The following is a 24590-nucleotide window of genomic DNA, read 5'->3' on the forward strand; positions in this document are numbered from 1 at the left end:
AAGAGGAGAGACCCTATGAGCCGTATTATTTCCGGTGCCGCCGGAGGCGTTCGCCTTGCCTCGGTTCCGGGGGATAATACTCGCCCCACCACCGACCGGGTGAAGGAATCCCTCTTCTCCAAGCTGGAGAGCTACGACATTATTCGCGGCGCCCGCGTGCTGGACGCTTTCGGCGGCTCGGGCGCGCTCGGCTGCGAGGCGCTCTCGCGCGGTGCAGCCTCCGTGACGCTGCTGGACACGTACCCGAAGGCTGTTGCGGTGATTCGCAAGAACGTTGCCGCGGTGGAGAAGGCGATGGGGCGCACCGGCTCTGGTTCTTCTGGCGCTACCGGTTCTGCGGCGCGCGTGCAGCAGTCTCAGGCGCTGACCTACGTGAAGTCCGCCTCCGGTCCGTGGGACCTGGTGTTTGTTGACCCGCCCTACGCCATGCCGAACGAGCAGGTCAGCGAGCTGCTGGAGGCGCTCACCCCCAAGCTCGCCGAGGGCGCCGTGGTCGTGGTGGAGCGTTCTTCGCGCGACCCCGAGCCGGTGTGGGGCGAGGGCCTGTACTGTTTTTCGACCCGTCAGCACGGCGAGACGGTGCTCTACTACGTGGAGCCTGACGAGGCGGAGGAGCAGGCGGGCGACGAGTCCGGCGAGAATACTGAGCCCGGCGAGGACGCTGAAGAGCTCGCAGCCTAAGCCCGCGCTCGCGCAACCCTGCGCTCGCGCATCCCCCGCGAGCTCGACCCCTCTAACCCGCCTGCCTCTAGCCATTCCAACCTCTGATATTTATTCGTGAAGGGACCGCCATGATTGCCCTCTGCCCCGGCTCTTTTGACCCCGTGCACCACGGCCACCTGGAAATCATTGCCCGCGCCGCTCAGCTCTTTGATGAGGTGATCGTGGGCGTGGCGCACAATAGCTCCAAGAAGTACCGTTTCTCCCTGGAGGAGCGCGTGCAGCTGGTGCGTGAGTCCCTGCAGGAGCTCGGCATTGAGGGCGTGAGCGTGGAGCCGATTCCGCCAGGCGTGCTGCTTGCCGAGTACGCGGCGGAGCGCGGCGCGAAGGTGCTGGTGAAGGGTCTGCGTTCTGCGACGGACTACAGCTATGAGGCTCCGATGGCGAGCATGAACCGTCACCTGGCGCAGGTTGAGACGGTGTTCTTGGCGGGTGAGGACCGCTACGGTGCGGTGTCGTCCACGATTATTCGTGAGGTGGCGTCGCTGGGTGGTGACGTGACTCCCTTCGTGCCGGAGGCGGTCGCCCGCGCCCTGAAGAGCGCCTAGGAAAACGCCTCATCAACCCGGGCGCACGCCACCGGGCGCGCACCCATCCGACACGCCCGACATGACCACCGGCAGGGCTCCGGCAGAATAACTCGCACCGCCGACCGGGCGCTTAATTACCTATGGAACGCCCCGACCGGCCGATTAAGTGCCGCGCGGTGTCTCCTTAAGGGGATATTTAAGAGGTGAGCGCCACTTAAAGAGATTTAAAAGGCGCTTAATCTTGATTAACGGTGCGAATGACCCCTAAAATGGGACTTTGGTTTATACATTTCGTAAGGAGAAACGCCATTTCACGTGCAGACGCATCGCCGCTGGTTGTATCAGTCACTAACCTGATTCACCGCCCCGGCACCATGGAAACTCTCACTGAGGTTCTGCCCGCACCGGCAGACCTGGGTAACACGCTCATCGGCGTGGAAGAGGGTTCGGATATTGACCTCGATATTCGTATGGAGTCTGTTGTTGATGGTATCCTAGTAACCGGCTCCGTCGTTGTGGATGTACACGGCGAGTGTAGCCTCTGCTTGGATCCGATTGATTACGAGATGTCGGCCAATATTCAAGAGCTTTTCGTCTTTGAGAAGGCCCCGGCTGGCGGCCCCGAAGACGAAGTAGATGAGCAGTACGCCGTTGAGGATGATTCCATCGACCTTGAACCGGCTCTGCGGGACGCAGTAATCCTTCAACTGCCGTTCCAGCCTGTTTGTAGGGACACCTGCCAGGGTCTGTGCGCCGATTGCGGTGCGCGCCTGGAGGATGACCCCGGGCATCATCACGAGGTGTTGGATCCGCGCTGGTCGGCCCTGCAGGGCCTGCTCGGTGCAGATACCGAAAACTAAATTGTTGTTACTAGAGATTGTGAGATAGCTGTGGCTGTTCCCAAGCGCAAGATGTCCCGCGCTAACACCCGCGCACGCCGTTCCCAGTGGAAGGCATCCGTGCCCCAGCTGGTTAAGACCGTTGAAAACGGTCGCGTGACCTACAGCCTGCCCCACCAGGCAAAGGTTGTAACCGACGCTGCAGGCAACGCCCTGTTCCTGGAGTACAAGGGCCGTAAGGTTGCAGACGCCTAAGAAGCGGTGAATCCTTATGTTTGAATTTCCTAGTGTTGATACTAGGGAGTTGCGTAAACGTCTCGGGGTCGATATCGACGCCGAGACGTTTTTGCTATCCCTAACCCACCGCTCCTACGCCTTCGAGAACCCCGGGGTGGAGCATAACGAGCGCCTGGAGTTCCTGGGCGATTCGGTGCTTTCCCTGGCGATCGCTGAAGAAGTGTACCGACGCTACCCCGACCTGCCCGAGGGCGAGCTCGTGAAGCTGCACCACGTGGTGGTGTCTACGGTGGCGTTGGCGAAGGTGGCACGCGACCTGGATCTGGGCCGGTACATCCTGCTCGGTAAGGGCGAGATTCACACCGGCGGTGCCGATAAGGACTCGATCCTTGCCGACACCATGGAAGCGATTTTCGGCCTGACCTACCTGGAGTGCGGTCGCGAGGCGGCTCGTGACCTGGTGCTGCGCCTGATTGCGCCGCTGCTCGATGATGAGAAGGTCCTGAACTCTGGACGCGACTGGAAGACCGAGCTGCTGAACCTCGCCACCGCCCGCGGTTGGGGAGACGTGCGCTATGAGGTCACCGGCGAGGGCCCCGACCACGCGCGCGTGTACACTGCGGTCGCTATTGTGGCGAACCAGCAGGCCGGTACCGGTGTGGGTCCGAGCAAGAAGGAAGCGGAGCGCCTTGCCGCTGAGCAGGCGTACCGCGTTCTGGTTTAGGCTCATTCAATCATCCTGCAGGTCTGCTAACTCTGCGGGGCTCTTGAACCTGCAATCCCGTTGAGGGGAGTAATTCATGCCCGAACTACCCGAGGTGGAAACCGTTCGCGCAGGTCTAGTCGACCATTCGTTGGGTCGCCCCGTGCGGGCGGTGCGCGTGGTCGATGCCCGTTCGCTGCGCAGGTACCTGCCCGGTCCCGCCCACTTTGAGGCGGCACTCACCGGCAGGGCGCTGCGCGGCGCCTACCGCCGCGGCAAGTACCTATGGCTGACCCTGAGCGAGGCGGACGGCACGCTTGCCGACGAGGCGCTCGTGGTGCATCTGGGCATGAGTGGTCAGCTGCTCGTGCGCGATGAGCCGGGCGGCGATTCCGGCAGTGACTCGGGCGGCGACTCGGGTAATGATTTGCAGGCGCGTGCGGCCTTTGATGAGCAGCCGCGGCACCTGCGCGTGGCGCTCGAGCTAGGACCGGTGGGAGCTACCAGCGTTGCGGGAGCCACCGGTGGCGCGGCGAGCGCCAACCGGGCAAACACCGGGCAGCGCTTGCTCTTCGTGGACCAGCGCATCTTCGGCGGCATGTTCCTCAGCCCGCTGGTACCGGACGTACCCGCGGCAGTTGCAACGAATAAAGTAGCGCCGGGTGAGGTAGCGCCGGGTGAAGTACCGGAGCGTTTTCTAGTACCGGAAGCGGTCATGCACATTGCCCGCGACCCGCTGGACGAATTCTTCGACCCCGCGGCGGTGCGCCGCAAGTTCCTGCGCACCTCCAGCGGCATTAAGAAGGTGCTGCTAGACCAGTCGGTGATTTCCGGCGTGGGTAATATCTACGCCGACGAGGCGCTGTGGCGTGCGCGGTTGCACTACGCGAAGCCCGCACGCACCCTCAGCGCCGCCCAAACCCGCGAACTGCTGGAGGCGGTCACCCAGGTGCTGCGCGAGTCCCTGGCGGCGGGCGGCACAAGCTTCGATGCCCTGTACGTGAACGTGCTGGGGGAGTCTGGCTATTTTGAGCGCTCGCTGAACGCCTACGGCCGTGCCGGGGAGCCCTGCCACCGTTGCGCGGAGGCGGGCCGCACAACCCTGATGGTGCGCGAGCCGTTCCAGAACCGCTCATCCTACCGTTGCCCGCACTGCCAGCGGGCGCCGCGTTCTCGCTAGATAAAGGCTTACGATAGGCACAAGCTCACGCTAGATATGCGAATGACGGCGTAGCTACGTTCCTCCCATAGGGGGATGTAGCTACGCCGTCATTCGTTTGAACCTCAGCTGTATAAACCGGGGGGCGAGGGAGTCAACCCGAAAGCCACCCCGACAAGAAGCAACTGGCGGCTGTACCTATCGCTTGTACCTGTCCCCGTAGAACAGGCCCAGACGCTCGTAGCCTTCCTCAATCGACACGGCGGGCTCCCACTGCAGAAGCTCACGGGTGCGGCGCTGATCAAACCAGTGTGCGGTCGACAGCTGCTCGGCGAGGAACTCCGTCATCGGCGGCTCATCACCGGCGGTCACGTTCTTCGGCAGACGCTCCCAGACGCGCTCAATGACCTTACCCGCCAGAGCCGCAACCTTCGCCGGAACCGAGAAACGCGGGGCAGGAACGCCCACCGCCTCACAGAAACCACCCAGTAGCTCAGCGATAGTGCGCGGCTGACCGTTCGTCACCACCAGCGCCCGGCCCGCAAAAGCGTCGAGGCGCTGATAGCCGCGCACCAGCGCATCCGCGGCGTTATCAATGTAGAGCGTATCAATCAGACCCGTACCGCCGGATAGTAGCGGCAGGCGGCCCGCGGCGGAACGCTCCAGAATACGCTCGACCAGCTGGGTATCGCCCGGCCCCCACATCAGGTGCGGACGCAACGCACCCACACGCAAAACCCCACCGCCGGGCAGGGGAGTGCCGTTCGCCTCCAACGCGAGCAGCTCAGCGGCAGCCTTCGAACGCGCATAGTTACCGCGCGCATGCTCCGGGGACGCCACGCCGGCACCGTCACCCACAATCGCCGCACCGGCATGAGCCACCGACGGTGACGAAATGTACAGGAACGAACCCACCGAGTGGTTCAGCGCCGCATGCAACAGGGTGCGGGTGCCCTCAATGTTGATGCGCTCATAGTCAGTCCACTCGCCGCTGACCGAAACCTTTGCCGCGGCATGCACCACGCCGTTCACGCCGGTCATCGCCAGATCCACAGCCTGCGCGTTCGTAATATCGCCGCGCACCTGCTCAAAACGCGGGCGAATCGAATCGGGCAGAAGCGCCGCAATACCCGAATCGCCACGCTGAAAAACGCGCACATCATAGCCTGCACGCAGCAACGCCAGAACGCTCTCACGACCCAGCAGGCCGCTCGCACCGGTAAAGAGGATGCGCTCGCCAATACGCGGCGCGAAATCGGGCTCCTCAACCGGGCGCAGCGAACGCGGGGCAGGGTCGGTGTAGCGTGCCGCCAGCGGTTGCGCCGGCTTACGGAACCGAGCCGTCGGGGAAATCACCGCATGCGCAGTCGACAGGCGGTGTCCAGACAAGCGGGACGCAGACAGGCGGGGTGCGGGCTCGTGGGAAGAGGACTCACGCGAAGAATGAGGGGACATCATACTCCTTAGACTTAGGGATCCGGCAGGCGCTTACGCCCCCGCAAGGACCTTCGACGCCCACTCACCCAGGGCGGGGCGGTCAATCTTCGAATTATGGCGAATATCGGTCGGATGCTCGTGCACCACCAGCACCGCGGCAAGTTCCACGTCGGTATCCTCGGCAACCTTCTGACGCACCAGCTGCGACAGCTCGAAGGGCGCCACACCCTCCGCAATGGGGAAGCGGCGAGCGCCGGGCACGCGATCGAGCAGGGCACGCTTGAGACCCGATGCCGACTGGCGCGCCTCCAACGCGGCAGTATTCGCGGACGCCTCAATGACCAGCACCGGTGCCGCAGTACCGGCAGGACCCACCGCCACCAGGGCGGCGCGGCGCACCTCGGGCAGGGACTCGGCGGACTGCTCAGCCGCAACCGGGGTCAGTACGCCCTGCGAAGTCAGCAGCACGTGCGCGAGGCGACCCTCAACCCACAGGCGACCCGAAGCGTCCAGGTGCCCGACGTCACCGGTATGATGCCAACCCGGAGTGCTAATGGACTGCTCCTCAGTCACCCACAGGGTGTCGTAGCGGTCCTTCACATGCGGCGCCGACACCAGAATTTCACCGGTCACACCCGGCTCATGGGTTAGCTCATCCGCGACCGAACCGTCCTGCAGCAGCGGCGCAATAGCCACCGCCGCACCGTACACCGCGAAACCAACGCACACGCCATCACGGGCGAACGGGTCAAGCACCTCACCGGCAGCATTCGGGGTGCCCTCAGCAATCGCCTGGCGAATCATCTCGAAAGACACATCGGTCACCGGCAGACCCTCGGTCATGCCGTACGGGGTGTGCAGGGAGGCGTTCGGCACGAGTGCGGAGAGCGCCTCCAGTAGCGGCACGGGAATCGGCGCGCCAGCACTCAGCACGGTCTGAACCTTAGCCAACGCCGCACGCTGCTCAGCGTTCAGCTCATCGGCAGTCGCCACCACATTCACCAGGGCGGCGGGGGAAGCAAACACGACCGACGCATCAATAGCCGCCGCAGCCGACGCCAATGCCGAAGCCGTCAAGGTCTTCGGGCGGGTCACATCCATCGTCGGGGTCACGCTGGTAGCACCCAGTGCCGGGCCCAACAGTGCAAACGGCGCGAAGCCAGCCACCAGGCCGCTACCGGGCGCAAAACCGTACGTATTCGCAATGGCATCGCGCATACCCGCCAGTTGACGCTGCGTGTACACCACACCCTTAGCCGGGCCGGTCGAACCGGAGGTGTACAGCACCGCCGCATCAGCATCCGGCACGGGGGAGGGGAACTCCACCACGGTCGGGGTGGGCACGGGAGCACCCGGAGTACCGTCAGCGGCGGGCGCGGTAAACACCGAACCGGCAACGCCCAACAGCTTCTCCTGCACCGAACCCAGCGGCTCCACAGAAATACGCACACCCGGCCACAGCAGGGTACGGGCGGCACTGAGCGCGGCGGGAATACCCACCAGGAAGCTCGGGTTAGCGCCCTTCAATGCGCGAGTCAGACCCGGAATACCCAGGCCGGTATCAGCCACCACAATGACAGCGCCCAGCTTCATGCAGGCGTAAATCAGGGTGGTCAGGCGGGCACCTGGAGGCACCATCAGGTTCACGCGGTCGCCCGGACGCACACCCAGGGCGTGCAGGCGGGTCGCGGCGGCGTTGACCTGCTGGTTCAGCTCAGCCCAGGTCAGGGTTACAGACACGGAGGTGCCGTCGCCCTTGGGGTCCATGTCCACCACGGCGGTGGAGGCGTCATCGGCGCGTTCGGTGAGGGCTGCGAGCATGGGTCGGAACGCCGCGGGAACAGCGCCCTCAGCACCCTCAGCGGCGGTGCCCTCAGCAGTAGCGCCCTCGCCGGCAGTCAGACCGTGGCGGCGTGCGCGGGCGGCACGATGCTCCGCCTCAACGTTGTGCGGGGGCACCAGAGCGCCATCCTCCAGCGTGCCGAAAGTCTGCGCAAGCCACGAAATCATGGGGGAGGCAATATCGTAATCCTCAATGACCAGGTGCGAGGCCTTCTCGTAGCGGTGCACCTTCGCCTGCGGCATGCGCTCCATCAGGTCGAACAGGTAGCGGCGCTGGAACACCGGGTCCTTCGTGCCCCACTGGAAGAACGCGGGCACGTCCAGGCCACGGATCTGCTCGGCAATACGCTGCATCGGCGTATAGGACGGAACATCGGCACCGGTCGGAATATCGCCCACAAAATTACGCACACCCTCACGCCACGCCGAATGAGCGTACGGCGCACGGTACGTACGGTAAATCGCCTCGTTCAGAGGGCTCGGGTACAGGCGCTTGGGCTGCTTGCCCACCGGCTGCGGCAGGGCACCATCAAGCGCCCCGGCACCGGCAGAACCCGGCGCGGGCAGGCGGCCCTCATTCTGAGCCAAACCCAGGGTCACATCAATAAACGCGGTCGAATCGCGGGTACCCCACTCGTGCACACCCAACGCCAGACGCAGGGCGGCAGGGATATTCTCAATGCCGTCATGGTAGACCGCGGTGTTCGTCAGCATCACGCCCGAAAGAATCTCACGATGCTCCAGCGCCCAACCAAAGGACACCAACCCACCCCAGTCATGGGCGAGAGTTACGACCGGCTTGTCAGTCTCGTCCAGACCGAGCGCCTTCGTGAAATCACCCAGGTCAGCGATACGGTCGGTCAGGGTGCGGCGCTCACCCTCCAAATCCAGGTGGGTGCGCTCCGAATAACCCATATCAATCTGATCAACCGCAACCACACGCCACGGGGCGCGCTCATTCACGCCCGCATCCAGCACGGTACGCCACAGGTACGACCAGGTCGGGTTACCGTGCACGCACAGAATCGTGCCAATCGGCTCCAAACCCTGCTCGACCAGCACCGGAAGGTTATCCAGGTAGTGCCAGCGGCGCGCGCCAGCCTGCTGCGCCCGCTGCTCAATGGGGGCGGTGGTGGGCACCTCCAGAAGGTGGGAGTAACGCGGGTTCACGCCCGCCCATTCCTCCGGGTTATACGGCGGCTGGGTCTTAGGGAAGTTCAAATGGCGCATGCTGGGGGAATCCTTCCGGATCGAATCGGTGAATGTCTACCGCACAGAGGTTAAGGGCTGCCGGCTAAGGGCTGCTGGCTAACGGGTTACCACTGAATCTCAAGCAGGGCAGTGTTCAGGCCAGAACCCACACCCATGCACAGAATACGGTCGCCCTTCGTGTAGGTCGGCGCGCACTCGGCGAGAGTCATCGGCAGAGCCGCCGCAGCCACATTGCCCCACTTCGGGAAGGTCAAGGGGATGCGCTCACGCTCAATACCGACCGCCTCAATAATGGCGTTTGTGTGGGCGTTAGAAATCTGGTGGGTCACATAGGAGGTCATGTCGTTCCACTCCCAGCCGTCCTGATGCGCCTGCTCCCACGCCTGCGCCACCAGCTCCAGGCCGTACTTGAGCAGACCCTCGGCGTCGGTGTTCATGCCCTGATCCGCCTCGCCACCGATGCACAGGTTACGGTGCTCGGTGCCCGCGCGGGACACCGAACCGACAATGCGGTGACCCTCCGGGTGGCGGTCAGCGCGACCAATCACAGCCGCCGCCGCACCCGAACCGAGGGTCAGGGTCGCGAACTGCGCCAGCACATCCTCGCGGGTCGAATCGGGGTTGTTCAGGATGCGCACCGCGGTACGGTGCCACGGGGAGGGGTCCTCGCCAGCCACAATCAGGGCGTAGTCGATAGCGCCCGCATCAATCATGGTGGAGGCGACAGTCATCGCGTTCACAAAGCCCAGGCAGGCGTTCGTAATATCGAAGTTCAGGGCGTGACGCGGCAACTCCAAGCGGTCGTGCACACCCACCGAAACGGCGGGCTCAAAGTTATCGCGAGTCACCGAAGCGTTAATCAGCAAGCCAATCTGGGAGCGGTCAATACCCGCCTGCTCGATAGCCTTCTCGGCTGCGGCAACCACGCCGTCCTCGAAGGTCTGGCCCTCAGCCCAGCCACGGCGAGTGCTAATACCGGCAAGGCGCTCCAGCAGGCCCTTCGGCATGCGCAGACGCTTGTAGGTTTGGGCCAGCTGCTCATCGAAGTAGTCGCTCGTGACGACCTCCGGAGGTAGCTCATGGGTAATAGACAGCAGAGCTGCGTTAGCGTGGCGAATGTCAGAGTTCGTGCCGACCTTATCGGCGGGTGCATTCATCAATGGTGTGGCCCTTGAAAATAGAAGTCAGTGGGATACATAGAAAAACGCGGGGATGCGAACAGCGGCCCCGCAGAATTCGTGATGCTCATTCCAATCTACCGCACCGACCGGGCGAACCCGTATCCGTAGACCCAATATGAACGCGCCCGTTCACCCCGCGCGTAAGATGATGCATAATGAGGAACTTTGAACCCTCTTCACCCCGTGCACGTTCACGCCGCCCGCCCGCCGCACCGCGTACACTAGAGGGATGCCGCCATGCACCACAGAACGTGCCCGGCACACACCAGTTCTTCTGCAGAAAGGCCCCTTGTGCACCTGATGTCGCTGACCCTGCGCGGGTTCAAGTCTTTCGCCTCCGCCACCACTTTTGAGTTCACCCCCGGCATTAACGCGGTGGTCGGACCCAACGGCTCCGGCAAATCCAATGTGCTGGATGCGCTCGCCTGGGTTATGGGCGAGCAGGGCGCTAAGAGCCTGCGCGGCGGCAGCATGAAGGACGTTATCTTCGCGGGCTCCGGCGAGGTTGGTTCGGGCGACGGCGCCCAGCGTGCGCCCCTGGGCCGCGCCAAAGTCACCCTGACTTTCGATAATTCTGACGGCACCCTCAGCATTCCCGCTGATCGGGTGCAGATTTCGCGCACCATGTTCCGCTCCGGCGGCAGCGAGTACGAGATTAACGGCTCCCCGGCGCGCCTTGCCGACATTCAGGACCTGCTCTCGGAGGCGGGTCTGGGTCAGCAGATGCATGTGCTCGTCGGCCAGGGTCAGCTGGATGCAGTCCTGCACGCCACCGCCCAGCAGCGCCGCGACATGATTGAGCAGGCGGCGGGCGTGGTCAAGTACCGCCGCCGCCAGGAGAAGACCAGCCGCAAGCTGGAGTCTGTGGCATCGAACGTTACCCGCCTGAGCGACCTGGTTGCCGAGCTGGATTCGCAGTTGCAGCCGCTGAGCGAGCAGGCAGAATCCGCCGCGACTGCACGCCAGCTGCAGGCGCGCATCCGCCAGCTGGAGGCGGTACTTTTGGCCCGTCAGCTGGGTGTTCTGCAGGCTGAGCAGACGCAGGCTCTCGCCTCCGAGGCGGAAGGTACCCGCCGCGCCGAAACCCTGAAAGAACAGCTGGAGGCGGCGCGTGCCGCATCCGCGAAGCATCAGCAGGAGCAGAACCGCCTGAACGCGGAGGTCACCGCCTGTCAGAAGGCCGTGTCGACCCTGCGCGAGTCCGCCGCGCGCGTGCGCACCGTGCAGTCCATCGCCGCCGAGCGCGTGCGCACCTACCGCGTGGAGCTGACCGAGGCGACCGCCGCCGCCCGCGCCGGATACGAACGCGCCCTGGAACTGCTGGAGGAACGCCGCGAAGAGGCAGAGCGCGCGGTGGAAAGCTACGCCAGCTTTGAGGAACGCTACGATGCGGCGCTGAAGAACGTCGAGAAGGCAGCGTCCGAGGTGGCGCAGACTGAGCGCGCCTCGGGTGAGGCGGCGCAGTCTCGTGCCCGCGCGCAGGCTCAGCTGGATGCCGCCCGCGCCGCTGCGGTGGAGGCGACCCGCGCCTACGCGGCGGCGGCTGAGCGTGCCGCAACCCTGCGTGAGGCGCTGGGGCAGAGCCTGGGCGAGGAACCCGCCGAACTGGACACTGAATCTGCTGAGGCGGTGTTCGACCCCGAGACCGGTGAGCTCATGGATTCTTCGAGCGAGGGCGCGAGCCTGCTGCGCGTGTTGGATGCCGTGCAGATTGACCCCGAGTATGCGCGCGCGGCTTCTGCGGCGCTGACCTCGCTGGCGACCGCGGCGTTGAGCGTGCCGGTTGAGGGCGCCGAGGTGTCGCAGCTGCGCGGTGATAAGGGGGACGAAAGCAGCGAATCTGCCGCGAAGGAACTTTCAACAGAACTGCCTGAAACCACCCTGCCCGAATCCTGCGCTGCCGAGCTGCGCGAGCTGGGTATCCGCCCCGCAACCGAGATGATTGAACCGCTCAGCGAGGATGCCGCCGCGCTCGCCGGCATCGATGAGCACGCCCTGGCGCGCGTCACCGCGGCGCTGGGCGAGCGCCTGGCAGGCATGCTGTTCGCGCCGGATGCCGCCTCCGCAGAGCACGCCCTACACCTGCTCGCAGAGAATCCCCTCGCAGGTCAGCGCACTATCTGGCGTATTTTTGACCCCGCAGGCACCGAGCACACCCGCTACAGCCTGCTCTACCCGGCTGAGGGCGCCAGCCCCCTGGAACTCGCCGCCTCATACCGCGCCGCCTCCCAGGTCGTGACCCGCACCCGCGCCGAACTGGACGAAGCCGAGCAGACCGTTCAGCAGGCTCAGACCGCGGCAGAATCGGCGGTTGAAGCGGAACGTGAGGCGGCGAAGGCGGCGGGCGTGGCGAGCGCCGAGCATGCCCGCGCCCGCGCTCAGGCGGAATCCCTGGAGGCATCCGCGCAGAACATTCAGAATGAGCGCGCCCGCCTGAACGAGCGCCTTGCCGCTGCGGAGGAATCCGTGGCGCAGGCGCGCACCGCCTACGAGTCGGCGCGCACCCGCGAGGATTCCTACCTGGCGGGCACGGGGGAGCAGGCTCCCGCCGCGACCATTGAGCGCCGCGCCCAGCGTCTGGGGGAGGTGCTTGCCGAGCAGGTGAGCGAGCGTGAGCAGCAGTTGCACGAGCTGAGCACCGCCCTGAAGAACGCCCAGGAGGGTCTGACCAGCACCAATGATGAGGTGCAGGACCTGCAGGCGGCGCACGCGGCGGCGCTGACCCTGCTGGCGCGCACCCAGACGGAGGCGGCGCGCGTGCAGGAGCGTGTGCAGGCGCTGGCTGAACGTGCCCGCCTGGTGACCGGTTTGACCCTGGAGCAGCTGCAGGAGGAGTACTCCGAGCAGCTGCCGGTTGACGTGCCCGCGGAGGAGACGTCCGAAAACGCGGCTTTCGAAAATACCGCCACCGAAAATACTGCTACCGAAACGGCATCAGAGACTACCGAAGCCTCCACCGAGAGCGTCCGCGCTCGCCTCAAGGCAACCCGCGCCGAACTGGAGGCACTGGGCGCCATTAACCCGCTGGCGCTGGAGGAGTACGAGGCGCTTTCTGAACGCCACGCCTACCTGAACCAGCAGATTGAGGATTTGAAGGCGACCCGCCGCGACCTGAACACAGTCATGGACGAGGTCAGCAGCCACATTGCGGAGGTGTTCACCGCCGCGCTGGAGGACATTAACACCCACTACCGCCGCATCTTTGAGACCCTGTTCCCGGGAGGCGAGGGCCACCTGGAGCTGGACGACCCGTCCGATCCGTTGAATTCGGGTGTGGAGATTCACGCGCGCCCGGCGGGTAAGAAGGTTAAGCGCCTGTCGCTGCTCTCTGGCGGTGAGCGTTCGCTCGCTTCGCTGGCGCTGTTGATTGCGATTTATATGTCTCGCCCGTCGCCGTTCTACGCCCTCGATGAGGTTGAGGCGGCGCTGGATGACCGCAACCTCTCGCGCCTGCTGCAGGTGATTGGTGAGTTGGGGGAGCGTTCGCAGCTGATTGTGGTGACGCATCAGAAGCGCACGATGCAGATTGCGGAGACCCTGTACGGGGTGTCGATGCGCGGTGGTGTGTCGACGGTGCTTTCTCAGCAGATGGAGGAGTTGCGCGAGCTGCTGTAGCCCGCCGCGCTTGCCAGACCCTGCCCGACCCGGCCAGACCCAGCCGAGCGCCCCTGCCTCGCCGCTTCTTCCCAGCGTTTAAACCTTCCCATGCGAGCCGCCCATACCCGCGAGCACACCCACCCCGGCGAACGTCACATGTCCTAGGAATGGTCATGTGCACCCCGGGGTACAGGTCACCGCCTGTACCCGGGTACTATAGGGGGATATGCGTGAACACCGCCCGCCCTACCCGCGGTTGCGTGGTGTTTCGCTGTGATCAGGCCTGATGCCCCGCCCTACCCGCGGCGCGCATCCGGCGGTAACCATCCAGGGAAGGAATAGTGATGAGCGAGAACCTGGCAGATGCTTTCCTCAACGGCGAGTCGTTGAAGAATGCCCCCGGCCCCTATTTTGGTGAGTACGGCGGGCGGTGGATGCCCGAGTCGCTGATTGCCGCCATGGATGAGCTGGAGGCAACCTTTAACGAGGCGAAGAACGACCCCGAGTTCATTGCCGAGTTCCAGCGTCTTTCTGCTGAGTATTCGAACCGTCCGTCGCTGCTGACTGAGGTTCCGAAGTTCTCTGAGCATGCTGGTGCGCGCGTGTTCCTCAAGCGTGAGGACCTGAACCACACCGGTAGCCACAAGATTAATAACGTGATTGGTCAGGCTCTGCTGGCTAAGCGTATGGGCAAGACCCGTCTGATTGCTGAGACCGGTGCGGGTCAGCACGGTGTTGCGACTGCTACCGCGGCTGCGCTGTTCGGCATGGAGTGCGTGGTCTACATGGGTGAGGAAGACACTGAGCGTCAGTCGCTGAACGTGGCTCGTATGCAGTTGCTGGGCGCGAAGGTGATTGCGGTTCAGAACGGTTCCCGCACCCTCAAGGACGCCATTAATGAGGCGCTGCGCGACTGGGTTGCGAACGTTGAGAACACCCACTACCTGCTGGGTACCGCCGCGGGTGCGCACCCGTTCCCTGCGATGGTGCGTTTCTTCCACGACGCTATTGGTTCTGAGGCGCGCGAGCAGATTCTTGCTGAGACTGGCCGCCTGCCCGATGGTATTGCTGCCTGCGTGGGTGGCGGTTCGAATGCGATTGGTCTGTTCCACGCGTTCTTGGACGATTCTTCGGTTGAGATTTACGGTTTTGAGGCTGGCGGCGACGGCGTGGATACCGGCCGTCACGCGGCGACCATTACTCTGGGCCGCCCGGGCATGCTGCACGGCGCGATGACCTACCTGATGCAGGATGAGGACGGCCAGACCATTGAGTCCCACTCGATTTCGGCTGGTTTGGACTACCCTGGCGTGGGTCCTGAGCACTCCTACCTGTCCGATATTGGTCGCGTGACCTACGAGCCGGTGACTGACACCGAGGCGATGGACGCTCTGCGTCTGCTCTGCCGCACCGAGGGTATTATCCCGGCGATTGAGTCCTCGCACGCTCTGGCGGGCGCGTTGCGCGTGTGCCAGCGTTGGGCTGCTGAGGATCCGGAGGCGGCACGCGAGAAGACGATGATTGTCTGCCTGTCCGGTCGTGGCGATAAGGACATGGAGACCGCGCTGAAGTGGTTCGGCCTGGGTAAGGCGATTCCGTCCTCGACCCTGATGACCGGTAATAAGGAAGCTGCCGCATCCGCTGCACAGAACGCACAGGCTGAAAGTGAGGCTAAGTAATGAGCTACCAGGACGCTATTTCTCAGGCGGCACCTTTTACGATGCTGGATGGTTCTTTCCCCGCTCCGAACGCGAACTCGCCTCTGGCGGCTCGTCTGGCTGAGTGCGAGAAGCAGGGCCGTGCGGCGCTGATTGGCTACCTGCCGGTGGGCTTCCCTACCCTGGATGAGTCGATTGACGCGGCGATTGCTCTGGGCAATAACGGCGCGGACATTATCGAGCTGGGCGTGCCTTATTCTGATCCGGTCATGGATGGTCCGGTGATTCAGAAGGCGACCGGCGTGGCGCTGGAGAACGGTTTCAAGCTTCCTCAGCTGTTTGAGGCGGTCCGCCGTATTACCGAGGCGACCGACGCTGTGGTTGTCGTGATGACGTACTGGAACCCGGTTCTGGCGTACGGTGTGAAGAATTTTGCGCGTGATTTGGCGGCTGCCGGCGGCGCGGGCATGATCACCCCGGACCTGGTGCCTGATGAGGCGTCGGCATGGTTTGAGGCTTCTGACGAGTACGGTCTGGATCGTATTTTCTTGGCGGCTCTGTCTTCTTCGCCGGAGCGTCTGGCGACCATTGCGAAGGCGTCGAGCGGCTTCGTGTACGCCGTATCGGTGATGGGCGTGACCGGTGCCCGCACCTCCGTGTCGGAGGCAGCTCGCACCCTGGTTGCGGACATTAAGGCAGCCGGTGCGCCTCGTGCGTGCGTGGGTCTGGGTGTTTCAACTCGTGCCCACGTTGAGGAGATTGGCGAGTATGCGGACGGCGTGATTGTCGGTACCGCGCTGGTGAAGGCTTTGGCTTCTGGCGGTGTTGAGGCGGTGGCTAAGCTGACCCGTGAGCTGGCGGGGCGTGAAGGCTAATGTCTGATGTGCTGTCGCTGGCGAGCGTGCCGGTAGCTAACGTGCTGGCGTCGATTCCGTCACCGAGCGTTTCGTATCTGCAGCTGGGCCCGTTCCGTGTGCATTTCTATGCTCTGTGTATTCTTGCGGGTATGGCGGTGTGCTTGTGGCTGGGTTCTCGCCGTTGGAAGGCGGCGGGTGGTACCCCTGAACGCGTTTTTGACGTGGCGATGTGGGCTATTCCGGCGGGTATTATTGGTGCCCGCGCCTACCACGTGCTGATTACCGACCCGGGTAGCTATTTCGGTCCGAATGTTGCTGATCCGTGGGCTTTCCTGAAGATTTGGGAGGGCGGCATCGGCATTATGGGTGCCGTGTCGGTTGGCGCGTTGGGTGCCTGGTATGGTTGCCGCCGCTACGGGATTAATTTCCCGGCCTTTGCGGATGCGGTAGCGCCGGGTATTCTGCTGGCTCAGGCGTTTGGCCGCTGGGGTAACTGGTTCAACCAGGAGCTATTCGGTAAGCCGACGACTCTGCCGTGGGGCTTGGAGATTAGCGCTTCGAGCGGTAATTTCCCGCCTCAGTATCCGGCGGGTACGCTGTTCCATCCGACGTTCCTGTACGAGTCGTTGTGGAACCTGCTGGGTGTGGCGTTGTTACTGTGGCTGGGCCGTAAGGGCGTGCTGAAGCTGGGTCAGACCCTGTGGCTGTATGTGTTCTACTACGGTGTGGGTCGCCTCTTCATTGAGATGTTCTTGCGTATTGATACCTCGGAGATGCTCTGGGGTGTTCGTATTCACGTGTGGACTGCTCTGCTGCTGGTTCTGCTGGGTGCTGCTGGTTTTGTGGTGGCTGGTCGTCGTGCGGCGGCAAAGGCTGCTGCGGGTATTGAGCCGGCTCCTGCGGAGTTCGCTCCGAAGCCTGCCGCAGATGAGTCTGCAGAGGACGTTGAGGAGAAGGCACCTGAGAAGGTGTCCGAGAAGGCAACCGAGAAGGCAGAGCCCGCCGAGGATTCTGACTCTTCTGAGTCTTCGATGAAGGGCTCCCAGACGAAGGATTCCCAGACGGCGGACTCCCAAACGAAGAGCTCCTAGCTTTCATCTAAATTTCATAGAAAAACCGCCGGATGGGGGAGTGCCCCCCCGTCCGGCGGTTTTTTGTACCTGTTTCTGCGCTCTGACGTTCTTCCACTCTGGCGCTTCCGCACTGGCATTCTTCCACTCTGGCGCTCTGCTAAGCGCGTGTAGCATTCACACACTGGTATGTGACGGCGCCGTGCGTGGATTTAGGCTGTTGAGAAGGCATAATAGAGGTATTGCATGTGGTGGGCACCCGCGAAGGAGTATGAGGCTCTTCGAGTGGTGATACCTGCCGCGTCTGCGTTTAGAAACACCCACTCAACGTACAGGATTTTATCGTGAGCTCTTCTTCCGGCGATTTTTCGCGCGCCGTTTCTCCTTCTTCTCGTCCGGGCCTGTCGCGCCGCCGCCTGGTGGCTGGTGCGGCGTGGGCTGCCCCGGTTGTTGTGGCGTCGTCGGTGATTCCCGCTTATGCGGCTTCTGACGAGGAAGGCGAGTGCACCGGTCCCTACGAGGATTCGACGATGGTCACTGCCGGTGACGGCGTGAAGAAGGTCCGTGTGTTGACGGTTCCTGCGGGCGCTAAGCGTATGCGTTTTACCGCTGTGGGCGGTGCTGGCGGCACGAACTACACTGTGGCGGATGCCGGTTCCGGCGCCATGGTGGAGGGTTCTATGGCTGTGCGCGGCGGCCAGACTATTACTCTGACTGCCGGTTCGGGCGGTATCGGTAATGGTGAGCTAAAGCCCGCTGAGGGCGGCGACGGCTACGGCGTGGGCGGCTCTTCGAAGGCTTCTTCGCCGGTTCCTGCGAACGTTGTTTCTGCGATTAATGATTTGACTCGCATTTCTGGCGGTGTGACCGGTCGCGGCGGCATGAGCGCTGTGCTGTATTCGGCATCCGGCGGTGGTTCCTCCGCTATTGAGGTGGACGGCGTGCCGATGATTGTTGCCGGTGGCGGCGGCGGTGCCGGTGTGCTGGCGTCGTATGCGACGGTTCTGCCGAACCCCGCGAATGCGGGTGCTGTCCGCCCGACCGCGCACTATTCGCTCGATAGCTCCGGTGGCGAGCATCAGTTCAGCACCGGTGGTGGCGCTGGTTCGGGTGATGGCGACGGTTCGCCCGGTTTTGTTGGTTTCACCTCGTACGAGGCGCAGTCTAATCCGATTCTGACGGTGAACCCGGGTTCGGGCGCTGCCGGTGGTGTGGGCGGCGCTGGCGGTGAGAAGCTGAACCCGCCGACTGCTGACGGCCCGGTGATTGGTTTTTCGAGCACTTCCACCCAGAAGCTGGTGAGCACTGCGACTGCCGGTGCGGCGGGTGCGAGCGGTTTCCGTGCGAAGGGCGCCGATGGTGTGGCGAGCTATTCGTACCAGTGGGATCAGACTCCGGAGGGTACCGATAACCGCCCGTCGAACGCTGGCGAGCTGTTTAACGGCTACCAGTCGGTGGTTTCTGGAGGCGGTGGCGCCGGTTATGGCGGCGGCGGCTCCGGTGCTGCGTTGAGTGTTTCGGCTCGTGTGGTGTCGCAGAAGTGGAATAATGATTCGGCTCGTGCCCGCTATGCGGTGGGTTCGGTGCAGCTGGCTGGCGGTGGCGCTGGCGGCGGTACGTTCATGGATTCTACGGTGCGCATCATGGATCTGGGTTGGGCGTTGAACGCTCCGAATGGTCCGGGTGAGCGCGGTGCCGGCTATATTGAGGTTGCTTTCTGCTTCTAAGCTGCTATGAGCTTATAAGAATCGTATAGGTGCAGATTGAACCCTTTCTTTAGGGTGGTATGCGCCTCAAACTTAATATTTAAATTTTTTCTGAATGCCTCCCAGACCGCTGGTTTGGGAGGCATTCTCATCTTCTGTGTCGGTTCGTCATAGCGTCATATCAACCTTTGGCGGTTTAGCGCATTGGTCGGAATAGACCTTATCGAAAGCTCATCCTCGCTCGCGTGCCGACCCCTAAATAACCCCTCTGTCATATTCGGGGGTAAACCTTTAGATTGGCGGCTCATCATTTTACGGTGGAAATGTAAAGAATACACGCGCCCACCCCGCTAGGTTGCACGGCGCAGATTGCAGATTGCGGCTTGAGCGCGGCCACCGATGACTAAGGAGTTTAGATCATGTGCAAGGAAACCATGAAGGCTGTTGTTGTCCCTGAGAAGGTTGACGGTTCGGTTGTTGTCCGTGAGGTTCCCGTTCCGGCTGTCGGTCACGGCCAGGCGCTCGTGAAGATTGAGTACTCGGGTGTGTGCCACACTGACCTGCACGTGGCTTCCGGTGATTTCGGTGAGGTTCCGGGCCGTATTCTGGGCCACGAGGGCATCGGTCGTGTCGTCAAGGTCGGCGAGGGTGTTGAGTCCCTGAAGGAAGGCGACCGCGTGTCGGTGGCTTGGTTCTTCGAGGGCTGCGGTCACTGTGAGTACTGCACCTCGGGCCGTGAGACCCTGTGCCGTTCGGTGAAGAACGCAGGCTACTCGGTTGACGGCGGCATGAGCGAGTACACCCTGGTGACCGCTGATTACGCCGTGAAGGTTCCCGAGGGCCTTGACCCGGCGCAGGCTAGCTCCATTACCTGCGCTGGTGTGACCACCTACAAGGCAATCAAGGAGTCGCTGGTCCGCCCGGGTCAGTGGCTGGTTGCTTACGGTGCTGGCGGTCTGGGTAACCTGGCTGTTCAGTACGCTAAGAAGGTTTTCGGTGCCAAGGTTATCGCTGTTGACATCAACGACGACAAGCTGGCTCTGGCTCGTGAGACCGGCGCTGACTACATCATCAACGGCCGTGAGGTTGAGGACGTTCCGGCTCGTATTCGCGAGCTGACCGGCGGTGGCGCTCACGCTGCTGTGGTGACCGCGGTGTCGAAGGTTGCATTCAACCAGGCTGTTGAGTCGGTTCGTGCGGGCGGTTCCGTGGTGGCTGTTGGTCTGCCTTCGGAGATGATGGAGCTGTCCATTGTGAAGATCGTTCTGGACGGTATCCGCGTGGTGGGCTCCCTGGTGGGCACCCGTCAGGATCTGGCGGAGGCATTCCAGTTCGGTGCTGACGGCATCGTGGTTCCGGTGGTTCAGCTGCGTGCGGTTGATGAGGCACCGGCTGTCTTCGAGGAAATGGCAGCAGGTAAGATTACCGGCCGTATGGTTCTGGACTTCGCCAGCCTCTAAGCTGGCGGATGATTCGAGGCGCCCGGTAGGGCTTCAAGGTCTCACTCGGCTGAGGTTTTGCCGGTAGCTTCGATAGTTATATAACGCCTAGGGCGCATCCCGTGTGGCGGGGGAGTAGGGGTACTCTTTCTGCTGTGCATACGACGCGGGGTGCGCCTTAGTGTTTTAATGCGGCGTTTTAGGGCGCCGGTTTATAGCTACGGGTTTTTGAGAGCCGTTATCGTAAGGGGCTGAAAAACTCTGTGAGTGCCAGGCACCTAAACGTAATATACACAGGAATTTATTTTTGAAATATCCGCGGAAATATATCAAAATTCCCGCTAAATTAGTTCAATAGAGCATCTTATTTGACATCTATAGATCTCAAAGTGCATACTTGCATTGTAAACATTCAACCATTGGTTGAGGCGTAATATTTGCCGAAGAGATAGGTTTTGAACACCCTTGCACATACCCTTGATGTAACGGGATATGACGTGTGAAGGTTTCGGCCCTCCTAGATATCGATTCCTTCTCCCGGAACGCCATACCCGGGTGAATTTCAGCATCTTCGTACCGTGCCGTTATTCACCGCTGAGTCCTACTTCCGGTCAGGCGCCCCTTTAGACACCTTCGGAAGAGGTCTCACAAGATTAGTGTGGGCCCCACGGACATAGTCAATGGGGACTATGTCCGCCACACTAATCCGAAATTCTTGGACAATTCCGCAATAACGCTTCGCGGCGGCGCACCGCCTCGACATAAATTTACCTGCCGGCACGGGTAACATAGCCGGGTTCTCTACTCACTCGGTAACCCACCCGCTACAGAACGCATCTTGATTTTGTGTTGTTCAGAAGATGCGCCCTGTAGCAAAAGAACGAGGGGCACCTCTGCCAGGTGCCCCTCGTTTTCATATGCGCGTTTTATGGTCGGCTAGATTCCACGCTCTTTAGTAGCTGCTACGCTCTTTCGTAGATTCCACGCTACTTAGTAGATTCCACGCTGTGCGGTCCAGCGGATCGTGCCGCGCTCAAAATCCATGTAGTACACGCCGTTTACATAGGTTTCGTCGCCGCGTGCCGCACCGTAGCGGGCGGTGTTCTTCTCCCAATGCTTGAAGATTGCGCCATTACCGTTGGTCTCGTACGCACCGTGCGCATCCGACCAAAGCAGTACCTTGCCCGAGGCGAATCGCACCTGAGCACCCGTGGAGGTGGCGGTTTCGTCGGTCACCGGGGCACCCCAGGTGCCGCGGTGCTGCAGGAAGCGGTGGTAGAACGCGCCGCCGGTGTGTAGGCGGTGGGTGCCGGTCTGTGCGGACCACACGTAGGTGGTGCTGCCGGTGAATTCCTGCTTGATGAGGCCGTTACCCAGGTTCTGCTCATCGGTGGTGGGGGCGCCCCTCATGCCTGCTTTGCGCCAGGTCCAATAAATGTCACCGCGCTCGTTGATGATGTGGGTGCCGGTAGCGGCAGACCAGTAGCCGCCCTCACCGTTGGCGAAGGAGACCGCCATGGTGTCGGAGCGGGTTTCCTCGTTGGTGGTCAGGCCGCGGAATCGTGCCACGTCGGAGCGGAACTTCTGGTCCAGGCCGCCGTTGGTGACCAGCCAGTGCGAGCCGTGAGAGTTCGTCCAGTAGATGGTCTTACCGTTGGTGAACTTCTGTGCGTATACGCCGTTGCCCAGGGAGTACTCGGTGCCAATGGGGTTGCCGTAGAACGCGCGGTTCTTGTTCCAGAAGTCACCGATGCCGGTGCGAATATCAATCGAACCGGTCGCGGTGGTCACCACGTTCGAATCCTGTGCGGCACGGTCATCGACTGCGCGGTCCTGGCCGTTTGACCAGTTGCGGTGCGTAGCCTTGGGATTCTTCGCTAGAACCTTCAGATCGTTCACGGTGCCGGGGAAGAAGTTCGAGTCACCCACAAACGGGCCGGAGTCGGTGAACTGCCAAATGTCGTAGCCGCTCCAGCCGGCGGGAATTGCGCCCACCACAGTGGAGTAGCTTGCCAGGTGCAGCGGCAGAGTGCCGAACTGCTGCGAACCCACGCACTGCGACCACCAGGAGGTTGCGGTGTACACCATGGGGTCGCGGCCGGTGAGCGAACGGTAGGTGTCCACAAAATCGCGGGTCCAGGCGGTCAGCTGCGCCGGGGTCATGTTGTAGCAGGTGTTGCCGTAGGCGGGGTAGGGATTGAACTCGATGTCCAGCAGGCCCGGTAGGGTCTGGCCGTCGGCACTCCAGCCGCCGCCGTTCTGCACGAAGTAGCGCGCCTGATCGGCACCCGAGGACGTGCGGGGGTTCGCAAAGTGGTAGGCGCCGCGCACCATGCCGACCCGTGCCGAGCCGTTGTACTGCTGAGCGAAGTAGGGGTTGGTGTAGTAGCCCCCCTCGGTTGCCTTCACATAGGCGAAGCGGGAACCGGCGGCGTAGGCGCTCGCCCAGTCCACGTTCTGCTGGTGCGAGGAGACGTCCATGCCGAGGGTACCGCCGGAGGGAGCCCACGCGGAGCGGCCCTGAGCCAGCGCCTGGCTGGCCGCCAGACCCCGACCAGCCGCCAGACCCTGACCAGCCGCCTGACCCTGCGCGGAGCTCTGGGTCGCGGAAATACCGCTCAGAGTTGCGGTAGAAGCGGGGGAGACGGCGCCGGTGCGCGCGTTGGCGGTGCCTAGTCGTTCGCGTTCGCCCGCACCCATTGCGGGGTTGGAACGTTCGACCAGGGATGCATCCGGGGCGGGCGCATAGCTGAGCTCTTCGTAGGATGCGTTGGGGTTGACGGGGTTGACCTCTGCCGCTGCGCTCGCGGTGGGGGTAGCAAATGCGGCGGGAACGGAGGTGAGGGATGCGGCAACCAGGGCGAGTGCACCTGCGGACGCCACGATAGAGCGGGCTGCCGCGGAGCGCGCGGCAGTCTGGAGTTTCTTCATAGGTTTTTTGCCTGTGTTTGAGAGGTGGATGCGTCGATGTGGCCCTGTGTGGGGGCTTCTGACGCGAGTGAATAGGGGTGCAGTTGAGTGAGGTTGATGTGTCAATTGTTGCCGTGTCAAGCGACCGGCACAGCTAACAGCCTACGGTACCTGCATAGCTGTGCGCAATGCTTTAGTGTGTCTTTCTGACGGCATATTTTCCATGGAGTGCACAGTAAATCGGCGTCTTTGAGGGACCTGTTTTGTTTTGCGGCGTGTCGATGCATTTATGGGCTCAGTTTTTTGTGAAAAATTTTAGGTGCGCGACACGCCGGGGCGTTGAGAATTTCACTCTGTGGACTGCTCTGTCGGAGGCTACGCTGCCGGGGCTTTGGCTTGCGGGCATAAGGAAAGGGGTGGGCCGCACACACAAAGACCCACCCCTCATGTTCCGGGTACTGTGATTGGCGCGGCCTCGCACCGGCACCCGGAGTTGCATGGTCGATGCAGGAGAGATGAAGAGTCATCGACCACGTATATGGTGCCTGTTGGCACGTTTTTCTCGGCTCTTCCCGCCCGCTCTTTCAGGTTCTGATGTCCGGCTGAAAGAGACGGGTGGGAAGAGGCGAAAGCTTGTGTTTCCCGAAAGGCTTAGAGGAACTTTGCGATGTCCTCAACCAGCGGCTTGAGAGTCTCACGATCGATGTACTCAGCCTTGCCGGTCTTGTAGCATTCGAGCATCTGCTGAATACCCTCGTTCGGGTGCGGGTTTGCCATGAGCCATGCGCGCACCGGGCCCTTCAGGGCGGTCTTGTGAGCCAGCGAAATCTTGTCGAAGTCGATGCCGCCACGCAGGTGGTAGACGGGGCGACCCTCGGTCAGTTCGGGGGTGTAGCTCTTGGCGACGGCCTTGTCCAGCAGCTTCTTGGAGTATTCACCGGTGAAGGAGACGGTGAAGAACGCGGTGCGGTTCTTCTTGGGTGCAATGATGGGCAGGATCTTCTTGCGAAGTGCCGGTGCGCCGTTGAGGAATCCACCGTAGTCGCTGCCGGCAATCACGAAGGCGTCGAATGCCTCTGCCTGCTCGGGGGTGACCTTGGAGGCGGGGACAATCTCAACCTCAGGAGCCTGCGGGAGTGCACGCAAATCTTCTGCCAGCCAGGTGGCGTACTGTTCGGTGTAGCCATAGGTGGAGCCGAAGATAATCAGCACGCGAGTAGTCATCTGTGAACCTTCCAGATATATTTCGCATTTCAAATACTAATTATGGGTTCCAATATAGGCTAGGCGCGCGAAAATGTGAAATCGCCCAGCTTTTGGATGCCCCATCTATCTTCTCACAGCCCACTCTGAGTGTCTCTATGTTTTTGAAACACGCCCGAAGGTTCTCGAGTGTGACTAAATATTGCGCAACGGCTGGTTTCTATGGGTAAAAAGCACCCTAATTTACTTTCCGGGGTGAGGAGGGGTAGTGGGTGTGAAAACTGGCTTTC

The 24590-nt window shown here is 62.3% G+C and carries 17 protein-coding genes; 12 read left to right on the forward strand and 5 right to left on the reverse strand.

Going from position 1 to position 24590, the window contains the following annotated elements; translation table 11 throughout:
* The first annotated feature begins 15 nt into the window (after nucleotides 1-15).
* The 6 genes from rsmD (at nucleotide 16) to mutM (ending at nucleotide 4209) form a co-directional block, all read left to right on the forward strand.
* A complete protein-coding gene (gene rsmD, locus LPB405_RS08165; RefSeq protein ID WP_219101180.1) occupies nucleotides 16-681 on the forward strand; it encodes a 16S rRNA (guanine(966)-N(2))-methyltransferase RsmD in 666 nt (221 codons plus the stop codon).
* Nucleotides 682-791: 110 nt separating this feature from the next.
* On the forward strand, nucleotides 792-1268 hold the full coding sequence (coaD, locus tag LPB405_RS08170) for a pantetheine-phosphate adenylyltransferase (protein WP_049337936.1): 477 nt from the start codon (nucleotides 792-794) through the stop codon (nucleotides 1266-1268).
* 233 nt (nucleotides 1269-1501) lie between these two features.
* Complete coding sequence (locus LPB405_RS08175) at nucleotides 1502-2110, forward strand: YceD family protein (protein WP_012903341.1); 609 nt, start codon at nucleotides 1502-1504, stop codon at nucleotides 2108-2110.
* Between the two features lie 30 nt (nucleotides 2111-2140).
* A complete protein-coding gene (rpmF, locus tag LPB405_RS08180; protein ID WP_005505656.1) occupies nucleotides 2141-2344 on the forward strand; it encodes a 50S ribosomal protein L32 in 204 nt (67 codons plus the stop codon).
* Between the two features lie 16 nt (nucleotides 2345-2360).
* Nucleotides 2361-3050, forward strand: a complete 690-nt coding sequence (gene rnc, locus LPB405_RS08185) for a ribonuclease III (RefSeq protein WP_060824644.1) — start codon at nucleotides 2361-2363, stop codon at nucleotides 3048-3050.
* 76 nt (nucleotides 3051-3126) lie between these two features.
* A complete protein-coding gene (mutM, locus tag LPB405_RS08190; protein WP_219101182.1) occupies nucleotides 3127-4209 on the forward strand; it encodes a bifunctional DNA-formamidopyrimidine glycosylase/DNA-(apurinic or apyrimidinic site) lyase in 1083 nt (360 codons plus the stop codon).
* Between the two features lie 177 nt (nucleotides 4210-4386).
* Here mutM and LPB405_RS08195 read toward each other — a convergent pair whose 3' ends face one another.
* From LPB405_RS08195 to LPB405_RS08205, 3 genes are all read right to left on the reverse strand, one after another.
* A complete protein-coding gene (locus LPB405_RS08195) occupies nucleotides 4387-5643 on the reverse strand; it encodes an NAD-dependent epimerase/dehydratase family protein (RefSeq protein ID WP_219102066.1) in 1257 nt (418 codons plus the stop codon).
* Nucleotides 5644-5676: 33 nt separating this feature from the next.
* Nucleotides 5677-8697 carry an alpha/beta fold hydrolase gene (locus LPB405_RS08200; protein WP_219101184.1) on the reverse strand — a complete coding sequence of 1007 codons (3021 nt, stop codon included), beginning with the start codon at nucleotides 8695-8697 and terminating at the stop codon, nucleotides 5677-5679.
* Between the two features lie 86 nt (nucleotides 8698-8783).
* The gene (locus LPB405_RS08205; protein ID WP_219102067.1) at nucleotides 8784-9836 is read right to left on the reverse strand and encodes a 3-oxoacyl-ACP synthase III; all 1053 of its coding nucleotides are present in this window, start codon (nucleotides 9834-9836) and stop codon (nucleotides 8784-8786) included.
* A 261-nt stretch (nucleotides 9837-10097) separates the two neighbouring features.
* Between LPB405_RS08205 and LPB405_RS08210 the strand changes: the two genes are divergently transcribed.
* From LPB405_RS08210 to adhP, 6 genes are all read left to right on the forward strand, one after another.
* A complete protein-coding gene (locus LPB405_RS08210) occupies nucleotides 10098-13475 on the forward strand; it encodes a chromosome segregation SMC family protein (RefSeq protein ID WP_219101186.1) in 3378 nt (1125 codons plus the stop codon).
* A 326-nt stretch (nucleotides 13476-13801) separates the two neighbouring features.
* Nucleotides 13802-15136, forward strand: a complete 1335-nt coding sequence (gene trpB / locus LPB405_RS08215) for a tryptophan synthase subunit beta (RefSeq protein ID WP_219101188.1) — start codon at nucleotides 13802-13804, stop codon at nucleotides 15134-15136.
* Entirely contained in the window at nucleotides 15136-15990 is an 855-nt protein-coding gene (gene trpA, locus LPB405_RS08220) for a tryptophan synthase subunit alpha (protein ID WP_219101190.1), read from the forward strand. The genes trpB and trpA overlap by 1 nt, the downstream gene beginning before the upstream one ends.
* A complete protein-coding gene (lgt, locus tag LPB405_RS08225; protein ID WP_219101192.1) occupies nucleotides 15990-17063 on the forward strand; it encodes a prolipoprotein diacylglyceryl transferase in 1074 nt (357 codons plus the stop codon). The genes trpA and lgt overlap by 1 nt, the downstream gene beginning before the upstream one ends.
* 323 nt (nucleotides 17064-17386) lie before the next feature.
* Entirely contained in the window at nucleotides 17387-18769 is a 1383-nt protein-coding gene (locus tag LPB405_RS08230) for a phosphoenolpyruvate synthase (RefSeq protein WP_219101194.1), read from the forward strand.
* Nucleotides 18770-19167: 398 nt separating this feature from the next.
* Nucleotides 19168-20208, forward strand: coding sequence for an alcohol dehydrogenase AdhP (gene adhP, locus LPB405_RS08235; protein ID WP_257604906.1), 1041 nt, complete (start codon nucleotides 19168-19170; stop codon nucleotides 20206-20208).
* A gap of 969 nt (nucleotides 20209-21177) precedes the next feature.
* On the opposite strand, the gene LPB405_RS08240 is transcribed toward adhP, so the two are convergent.
* Together LPB405_RS08240 and LPB405_RS08245 are read right to left on the reverse strand one after the other, a co-directional pair.
* Nucleotides 21178-23118 (reverse strand): GH25 family lysozyme, encoded by a 1941-nt coding sequence (locus LPB405_RS08240; protein ID WP_219101196.1) that lies wholly within the window; start codon nucleotides 23116-23118, stop codon nucleotides 21178-21180.
* A gap of 630 nt (nucleotides 23119-23748) precedes the next feature.
* Nucleotides 23749-24321, reverse strand: a complete 573-nt coding sequence (locus LPB405_RS08245; RefSeq protein ID WP_219101198.1) for a flavodoxin domain-containing protein — start codon at nucleotides 24319-24321, stop codon at nucleotides 23749-23751.
* Nucleotides 24322-24590: the final 269 nt, after the last annotated feature.

Origin of the sequence: Rothia mucilaginosa, assembly GCF_019334805.1 — a bacterium.
In the GTDB taxonomy this organism is placed as follows: domain Bacteria; phylum Actinomycetota; class Actinomycetes; order Actinomycetales; family Micrococcaceae; genus Rothia; species Rothia mucilaginosa_C.

What these genes read in the sequence shown, in the direction of transcription:
- rsmD (WP_219101180.1), top strand. Translation starts at nt 16, where the DNA reads ATGAGCCGTATTATTTCCGGTGCCGCCGGAGGCGTTCGCCTTGCCTCG.
- coaD (WP_049337936.1), top strand. Translation starts at nt 792, where the DNA reads ATGATTGCCCTCTGCCCCGGCTCTTTTGACCCCGTGCACCACGGCCAC.
- rnc (WP_060824644.1), top strand. Translation starts at nt 2,361, where the DNA reads ATGTTTGAATTTCCTAGTGTTGATACTAGGGAGTTGCGTAAACGTCTC.
- mutM (WP_219101182.1), top strand. Translation starts at nt 3,127, where the DNA reads ATGCCCGAACTACCCGAGGTGGAAACCGTTCGCGCAGGTCTAGTCGAC.
- LPB405_RS08195 (WP_219102066.1), bottom strand. Translation starts at nt 5,643, where the DNA reads ATGTCCCCTCATTCTTCGCGTGAGTCCTCTTCCCACGAGCCCGCACCC.
- LPB405_RS08200 (WP_219101184.1), bottom strand. Translation starts at nt 8,697, where the DNA reads ATGCGCCATTTGAACTTCCCTAAGACCCAGCCGCCGTATAACCCGGAG.
- LPB405_RS08205 (WP_219102067.1), bottom strand. Translation starts at nt 9,836, where the DNA reads ATGAATGCACCCGCCGATAAGGTCGGCACGAACTCTGACATTCGCCAC.
- LPB405_RS08210 (WP_219101186.1), top strand. Translation starts at nt 10,098, where the DNA reads ATGCACCACAGAACGTGCCCGGCACACACCAGTTCTTCTGCAGAAAGG.
- trpB (WP_219101188.1), top strand. Translation starts at nt 13,802, where the DNA reads ATGAGCGAGAACCTGGCAGATGCTTTCCTCAACGGCGAGTCGTTGAAG.
- trpA (WP_219101190.1), top strand. Translation starts at nt 15,136, where the DNA reads ATGAGCTACCAGGACGCTATTTCTCAGGCGGCACCTTTTACGATGCTG.
- lgt (WP_219101192.1), top strand. Translation starts at nt 15,990, where the DNA reads ATGTCTGATGTGCTGTCGCTGGCGAGCGTGCCGGTAGCTAACGTGCTG.
- adhP (WP_257604906.1), top strand. Translation starts at nt 19,168, where the DNA reads ATGTGCAAGGAAACCATGAAGGCTGTTGTTGTCCCTGAGAAGGTTGAC.
- LPB405_RS08240 (WP_219101196.1), bottom strand. Translation starts at nt 23,118, where the DNA reads ATGAAGAAACTCCAGACTGCCGCGCGCTCCGCGGCAGCCCGCTCTATC.
- LPB405_RS08245 (WP_219101198.1), bottom strand. Translation starts at nt 24,321, where the DNA reads ATGACTACTCGCGTGCTGATTATCTTCGGCTCCACCTATGGCTACACC.